Origin of the sequence: Halorhodospira sp. 9621, assembly GCF_022228055.1 — a bacterium.
Lineage (GTDB): Bacteria > Pseudomonadota > Gammaproteobacteria > Nitrococcales > Halorhodospiraceae > Halorhodospira > Halorhodospira halophila_A.
The window spans coordinates 1-1,304 of sequence record NZ_JAJNRD010000082.1 but is presented as its reverse complement, the minus strand read 5'-3'; the positions used below and the strand labels follow the sequence as shown (position 1 = coordinate 1,304).

Genomic DNA, 1,304 nt, shown 5'->3' with positions numbered 1-1,304 from the left:
TCTCCGCCCCCCCGCCACCCGATCCTTCCCCCGTGGTTGCCGCATTCGACTGATCAAAGACACTCCCGTGCAGCCAACTGCTTGAGCGTCGTCGCTTACGGCTCGACCCGCACCCACTCGGTCGCGCGGCCTTGGCCCTCCCGCTGAAGGCGGCCTTCTTCGCGGAGGCGGTGGAGGATGGTGCGCAATTGCTGCGGCTGGCGGTCCGGGAAGCGCTGGCGCAGCATGGCCATGGTGAACCGCTCGGGCATTTCATGGAGGACTTCGCGGCGCACCGCCAGGGCCCAGCCGCCGCGCCCGCCGGCACCGCTTTGGTAGCGGCCGTAGGCTTCGGCGACCGCGGGCGGTGCCGGGTCCGCCAGCCGTGTGGCGACGGCTCGGAAGAGGCCGTGGCACCACTCGTTGGCCTGTTTGCGGTTGCCCGCGAAGACCACGGGCAGTTTTGGGTGCAGGGCCTGGATCTCGGCCACGACCCGGGCTGTGTGGGCGGCTGACCAGGGGGCGACCCGCTGCGGGTCGAGGAAGTCGCCGTAGGTGGCTTCGACCACCAGTGCGGGATGGGGATAGGTCGCCAGTTCCGCCAGCTGCTGGTGAAGGATCTGGATCTGGCCGAAGTCGGTCAGGAGGTTGTCGAAGGTCTTGCGCTCGACCACGGCCTGGATCTGCCCGTCACTCTCCAGCGCGTAGTCGCCGGCCGGGAGGCTCTCGCGTCGCGTTTCGGCACCCGGAAAGCGCCACGGGTAACGCTCGGCGCGGTCGATCAGGGCGGTGATCGGATAATCGCCGAAGAGCTGGGTTCGGCCGCGGGTCTTGTGGGCCCGGACGGCGCCCTGGGTGCGGAAGAAGATCTGTTCGTAGTGCCCGGGCTTGTTCTTGTACGGCTTGGTCAGGAACAGGAAGTCGCAGCGCCGGCGCTTCTGCCGGTCGAGCACCAGCGCGAGCTTCTTGCCGAAGCGATTGAGCGAAACCACGGGGACGTGCTCGAGCTCCTCGGGGGTCTCCTCCGGCGGGTCCTGCTCACGCAGGCAGAAGACGTGCCCCTGCGGGCCCGGCCAGCGATCCTTGGCGCGCAGGGCGAGGATGATCCCGTCGTGATCGCTCTCCAGGGTGATCCGGTACGGGAATTTCTCGCTCTGCGTCTGCTGTACGCGCCAGTAAGTGGCCATGTTGCAAGCATAGCGCGAGCGGGTGCGCGTCGACCATGGCGCGTCGGGGCATGCCCTTGGGCTGCTGAGGTCGGTTGGCCGGTCCCCCTGTGGCGTTCGAAGGTCGCCCCCTGACGCCGGTTGGCCGCTCCCCGGTGG

At 68.8% G+C, this 1,304-nt stretch carries 1 protein-coding gene; it reads right to left on the bottom strand.

What is annotated here, in order from left to right:
* Positions 1-95: 95 nt before the first annotated feature.
* The gene (locus LRF89_RS13155) at positions 96-1,166 is read right to left on the bottom strand and encodes an ERCC4 domain-containing protein (RefSeq protein ID WP_201169153.1); all 1,071 of its coding nucleotides are present in this window, start codon (positions 1,164-1,166) and stop codon (positions 96-98) included.
* Positions 1,167-1,304: the final 138 nt, after the last annotated feature.

Coding starts and splice junctions, on each gene's coding strand:
- LRF89_RS13155 (WP_201169153.1), bottom strand. CDS start 1,166: ATGGCCACTTACTGGCGCGTACAGCAGACGCAGAGCGAGAAATTCCCG.